The organism is Pirellulales bacterium, assembly GCA_035939775.1.
Taxonomy (GTDB): Bacteria; Planctomycetota; Planctomycetia; order Pirellulales; family DATAWG01; genus DASZFO01.
In genome coordinates, this window is the sequence record DASZFO010000371.1 from 1 (window position 1) to 5,768 (window position 5,768).

5 protein-coding genes are annotated in these 5,768 nt (G+C 58.4%); 3 read left to right on the forward strand and 2 right to left on the reverse strand.

The window, feature by feature from the left end; all coding sequences use genetic code 11:
- Positions 1–224 precede the first annotated feature (224 nt).
- Positions 225–983 carry a hypothetical protein gene (locus VGY55_24520; GenBank protein HEV2973155.1) on the reverse strand — a complete coding sequence of 253 codons (759 nt, stop codon included), beginning with the start codon at positions 981–983 and terminating at the stop codon, positions 225–227.
- 578 nt (positions 984–1,561) lie between these two features.
- Here VGY55_24520 and VGY55_24525 point away from each other — a divergent pair.
- Together VGY55_24525 and ahcY are read left to right on the forward strand one after the other, a co-directional pair.
- A complete protein-coding gene (locus VGY55_24525) occupies positions 1,562–2,236 on the forward strand; it encodes a phosphoribosylanthranilate isomerase (GenBank protein HEV2973156.1) in 675 nt (224 codons plus the stop codon).
- Between the two features lie 133 nt (positions 2,237–2,369).
- Positions 2,370–3,683 (forward strand): adenosylhomocysteinase, encoded by a 1,314-nt coding sequence (gene ahcY / locus VGY55_24530; protein ID HEV2973157.1) that lies wholly within the window; start codon positions 2,370–2,372, stop codon positions 3,681–3,683.
- 291 nt (positions 3,684–3,974) lie between these two features.
- Here ahcY and VGY55_24535 read toward each other — a convergent pair whose 3' ends face one another.
- Positions 3,975–4,361: a hypothetical protein gene (locus VGY55_24535; GenBank protein ID HEV2973158.1), complete on the reverse strand. Its 387-nt coding sequence runs from the start codon at positions 4,359–4,361 to the stop codon at positions 3,975–3,977.
- A 310-nt stretch (positions 4,362–4,671) separates the two neighbouring features.
- On the opposite strand from VGY55_24535, the gene VGY55_24540 reads away from it, so the two are divergent.
- A partial coding sequence (locus VGY55_24540; protein HEV2973159.1) for a DUF1015 domain-containing protein occupies positions 4,672–5,768 on the forward strand: 1,097 nt, incomplete at its 3' end.

The following is a 5,768-nucleotide window of genomic DNA, read 5'->3' on the forward strand; positions in this document are numbered from 1 at the left end:
CGCCGCTTCGGCATGGCTGGCGGGGAAATACCGCTTTGCCTGCGGCGCGGGGGCAAATGGCCGATCGTTCAATCCAAAAAAGTCTTCGTACATCGCCTGAATTCTCTTGGTCCGCTCCACTCGCCGGTCCATGCGTTTCGCTGACCGTCGGCCGCGACAATGTTGCACTTACCTATGGTCGGCGCGCACCGGCATTCGACTCCATCTTGGCCTCGGCGGCAGCCTTATTTCCCTACCAGACCGCGCAGCTTCACTATGCCATCAACTAATCCTGAAAATGGATCGGCCGCCAAATGTCGCGCGAGTGGAAAGTCGGACAATGCCAGCACGACGAGCGCTCCGATTGCGATTGCAAGCGTCAATTCGGCAACTGCCATCGACCGTCGAATCCAAAACTGAACTTCAGTCGTAGCGAGCGCTGGCCCATCATTTGAGCCGCCGGCAATCATCAAGGTTCCCAGGATCGGCAAGTTCAGTTCCGACTCGACCTCATTTGCCGCGTCGAAGGTGGGCTTGGAACCTTGCGCCGCCGTGGCCGCGGCGATTCCGCCAACCGTTGCCACGATCAAGACCAAGTAGATCGCGAACACCGGCTGCGGCGGATCAACGGAGCGGGTCATTGGCACCGCTGGCGCCAAAGCGACGGCACTAACCGCATGACTGAAATCAGCCCATTTAACTCGCTCGCTATCTGCCGCGATTTCAAAATCGCGTCGAGCGTGGCCCGCGAAAATCATTAAATCCTTGAGTTTTTCAAACGAGACGACGCTCCCTCGAGGCTCGTTGGCAACGCCGGCCCGTTCGGGTCGTTCCGCGGTCGGGAGATTCAACTCGATCGGAGGCAGGGGAGTCTGAGTCGTTTTCCGCGCCCCTTCAATCCGCCGCTCGAGATCGGCAATCGACGCATCGAGAGCCTGCATCGTCGGATGAGACGGAGTCAGGCGATCGAGCAACTTCTCTCGTTCGCGATTTAGGTTAGCCAATCTCTGTTCCACGTCCGCCGAGATTGGATTCGCATTATCGTCCATTCTCGCGGGCCGATGCGCGGGTATGGCAGATTGCGTGGGCGCCGACTCGACAGGTTCATCGACTCCGGTAAACATAAATCGGAACAAGGTCAACTCTGCTGCACCGAGTCGCTCACGCGCGCGGCGAACGGCGTTGCGAGAGGAGCTGTATTCGATCCACGCCGACTGCCGCGCGGCCGTTTGGCGATCCATCCAGCCAGCGGATGGGGCCGCGCTTGCCATCGGCCGAATATCGGCAACGACAATTGCGATTCCGAGAACGCCAAGCATGAGCAATGTCGCAAACGTGATCCCAAACACGTATAGCCGATGGCCTCGACCAGCAATCGGTTGGGATCGCATATTGGACACGACGGATTTCCTCAACGCGATGCGATGGCCAACTCGGCTTCCATGCGCTCAAACTCATCGTCTGTTATCGACGACGCAGTCTGCCGCACTTGACAGTGAAGTCCGTCGATTTCGCCAATGGACCAGGCCGCTCGCAGAGCGGCGATTTTACGGGGCAAAGCCTCGGCGACTATAATGAGGTTATGTTTCGAATCAAGATTTGCGGAATCACGCACCGGCCGGATGCATTCGTCGCAATGGCACTAGGGGCCGATGCAATCGGGCTTAATTTCGTCGAAAGAAGCCGACGATATTTGCCGCCGTCATTGGCCGGGAACGTCGCGGCCGCGATCCCAACCGGCGTCGCCAAGGTCGGCGTTTTCGTGAATTCGCCAGCGGAAGAAGTTGGCCGAATGAGCGATCGGCTGCAATTGGATTTCGTGCAATTATCCGGCGACGAGCCAGCCGAATATCTTGCGACGTTGCCGGGCCGATTGGTTATTAAGACATTTCGCTTCGGCCCGAACGGGCTGAAACCGCTCGATCAATTGCTTAAGGCTGCCGGTAAATTGAATTGTCTGCCGTCCCAAATCCTGATCGACGCTGATCGACCGGGTCAATTCGGGGGAACGGGCGCGACGGTGGATTGGGCTCGGCTGCGGCATGAACTCGATCTGAGCGATTTCACCGATTTGCCTCTGGTCCTCGCTGGGGGCCTAACGCCTGAAAACGTCGGCGAAGCGATCGACACGGTTGATCCCGACGCCGTCGACGTCGCTAGCGGCGTAGAATACTCTCCAGGGCGCAAAGATGCAGACCGGGTCAACCGTTTTATCGCCGCCGCTACGGCCGCATTCGATCGCATGCGGCGAACGTGAACATCAGATCACTAAATATCAGAGTGGCTAGCCCGACCTACGCATCCGGGTCCGTAGGCATTATACTTCTGTTCTTATCCGGCAGTTGAATTGCCGAGTACCATCACCTCAGCCCCTATCCCCGGAGTTTGCCGTGTCGCAAGTTGAGACTCGCCTGCCGTACAAAGTTGCCGATATGTCGCTGGCCCGCTGGGGCCGGAAGGAAATCATGCTCGCGGAAAACGAGATGCCCGGTTTGATGGCGTTGCGGCAAAAGTACGGCCCGACGAAGCCGCTTGCCGGAGCGCGAATCGCCGGCTGCCTGCATATGACAATCCAAACGGCCGTGCTGATCGAGACGCTCTCCGAGCTGGGAGCGAAAGTAACCTGGAGCAGTTGCAATATTTTCTCGACGCAGGACCACGCTGCCGCGGCCGTCGCCGAGGTCGGCATTCCGGTCTTCGCCTGGAAGGGAGAGACGACGGAAGAGTTCGATTGGTGCATCGAGCAAACGCTTTTCTTCCCCGATGGTCAGCCGCTAAATCTAATCCTCGACGATGGCGGCGACTTGACGGCGATGGTCCATCAAAAGTATCCCGAGTTGCTAGGCGGAATTCGTGGGCTTTCCGAGGAGACGACGACTGGAGTCCATCGACTCTATCAAATGCACGCTCGCGGCGAACTCAAGGTTCCAGCGATCAACGTGAATGACTCCGTGACCAAGAGCAAATTCGACAACCTTTACGGCTGCCGCGAATCCCTGGCCGACGGGATCAAGCGAGCGACCGACATCATGGTTGCCGGCAAAGTGGTCGTGATCGCCGGCTATGGCGACGTCGGCAAGGGATGCGCTCATGCGATGCGCTCGCTCGGGGCACGGGTGATCATCACCGAAATCGACCCGATCGTCGCGCTCCAAGCGGCGATGGAAGGTTATGAAGTCATCACGATGGAAGAGGCCGCCTCACGGGGGAACATCTTCGTGACGGCCACCGGCTGCCGGGACGTGATCACCGCTCGGCATTTGCAAGTGATGCCGAACGACGCCATTGTGTGCAACATCGGGCATTTCGACCTGGAGATCGACGTGGCCTGGCTTAACACCCATAAGGGCGTCAAGAAGGTCGAAATCAAGCCGCAGGTCGATCGCTATACGTTGGCCGACGGACGCTCGATTCTCTTGCTTGCCGAAGGTCGGCTGGTGAACTTGGGCTGCGCGACGGGGCATCCGTCGTTTGTCATGTCCAATAGCTTTTCGAATCAAGTGATCGCCCAGATTGCTCTATGGACCGAGCCGGACAAATTCCCAATCGGCGTTCACGTGCTGCCGAAGAAGATGGACGAAGAAGTCGCCCGATTGCACTTGGAAAAGCTCGGCGTGAAGCTCACGACGCTCACTCAAAAGCAGGCCGACTACCTCGGCATCCCGGTGGAAGGGCCGTATAAGCCAGATTACTACCGCTACTAAACCCGACTGGAGCGACAAGTTCGAATGTTCGCTCCCGAAGACATTTTGGACCGATTGAAGCGCCGTCCGTTCGTACCGCTCCGGATTATAACGACAACCGAAAAACATGAGATTCACCATCCAGAGCTGGTGCTCGTCGGTCGCCGTTTCATCGAAATTGGCAAAGCAAGCCGTGAGAATCCCGAGACGTTTGACTCAATTACTCAGGTCGCGATTCTCCACATTACGGCACTCGAAAACATTACGATGCCCCGCCGAAAGGGTAACGGTCACCCGCGACGTTAGACGCAATTAGCTCTCTGGATTGTCGATTAGCTCTTGCAGGCGGACATCGAGCGGCGACGGGAATCGAGCCGGCCAGGTCGCGTCGATCAGACCGATATCGATCAGGTCGATGAGGTGCGCCTGATCTTTTCGTCGGAAGGATGTGAGCTTCATTCGCACAAGGGGCTCGAGTGCCAGCACTTGGAACTCGGGATCCCTTTCCACTTCTGAGACGTCCGGCGCTGCGGCGGGATAGTCGCGACGCACCTTTTCGCCGGCAAACACAATGTGTACGGCATCGCGTGGATTGGCGCCCGGGCCGTCAAGGAACACTTCGATCCCAAGGACCTGCGCGTGGATGAAGCCGGCATTCGCAAGTGCTACTCGCACACGTTCAAAGTCGCCGCGGCGCACAATAATATCAACGTCTTGAGTATTCCTGGTCGCGGCGCGATCGACCCGCGAGACCCAAGCAGCCACCGCATTTCCGCCGGCAACAGCGTATGGAACGCCCGCCTTCTCGAGCGCGGCTGTCGCTCGAATCAATCGTTCGCGCACCAGTTCCACGGCCCGTATCATCCTCTCCCAAGAAATAGGTCCGAGCGGCATCATAGCATTTCAAGTATACCCTGAATGGCCGCCGCCGCGCAACAGGGGTTTGACAACTCGCGGCTGCTCAAAGATAAATAGCGAGTTCCAAGACCTCTGTCACCGAGTCCATGCCGTGCCGACCATCGAAGCCTTTCGCGGTTTGCGTTACGATCCGAAGCACGTCGGCTCGCTGTCGGACGTGGTCGCGCCCCCCTACGACGTGATCGGCCCCGAGTTGCAAAGTCAGCTCTACAAGGCCCATCCCGCCAACGTCGTCCGTCTGATCCTTAACCGCGACGAGCCGGGTGACGAGGCTACGAACAACCGCTACTCGCGGGCAGCGAAGTTCCTCAAAAACTGGCGGAGCGAAGGGGTGCTGGCGACGGAGCCGCAGCCGGCGATCTATGTCTATCATCAGGTATTCCGCTACGGCGGCCGCGAATTGACTCGCCGAGGCTTTATGGCCCGCTGCCGGCTCGAGCGATTCGGGGATGGTCAAATCTTCCCGCATGAAGAGACGATGTCTGGCCCAAAGCAAGATCGCCTGCTCTTGACGCGGGCATGCAAGGCGAACCTCAGCCAAGTGTTCGGACTCTACCCCGATCCGAACAACGCATCCGGCCACCTATTAGAAACTGCGGTTGCGGGAACCACGCCGATTGAAGCGACTGACCACCTCGGTGTACTTCATCGTATGTGGCCCATTTACGACGCCACGTTGATTGCTCAATTGGCTCGCGAGCTGGCCCCACAGCCGGTCTTTATCGCCGACGGGCACCATCGCTATGAAACGGCCTGCAACTATCGCGACGAGATCTCCGCCGCCTCCGGTTCACTTCCGCCCGACCATCCGGCGAATTTCGTGCTGATGATGTTCGTCGCCATGAACGATCCAGGCCTGATCGTGATGCCGACCCACCGGTTGTTTCGAGGACTGCCAAAAATGTCGTCCGCGGATTTGGCTCAGAAACTTGGGCCGCATTTTGCGACCCGTGTGGCGGGCGAAGGAGTCGATCTGGCTCAAACGATCTGGAAAGAAATCGAGTCCGAAGGGAATCAGGGAACGCTCGGGCTGTTTACAAATGACGACGAGCGGTGGACAATCATCCGGCTTACTGACGCTGGCTCCAGGCGGATGGCGGACGTGGCCGGCGAGCATACGTCCGATTGGCAAGGTCTCGGCGTGTCAATCTTGCACCGCCTCGTAGTCGATTCGCTGCTAGCATCCAA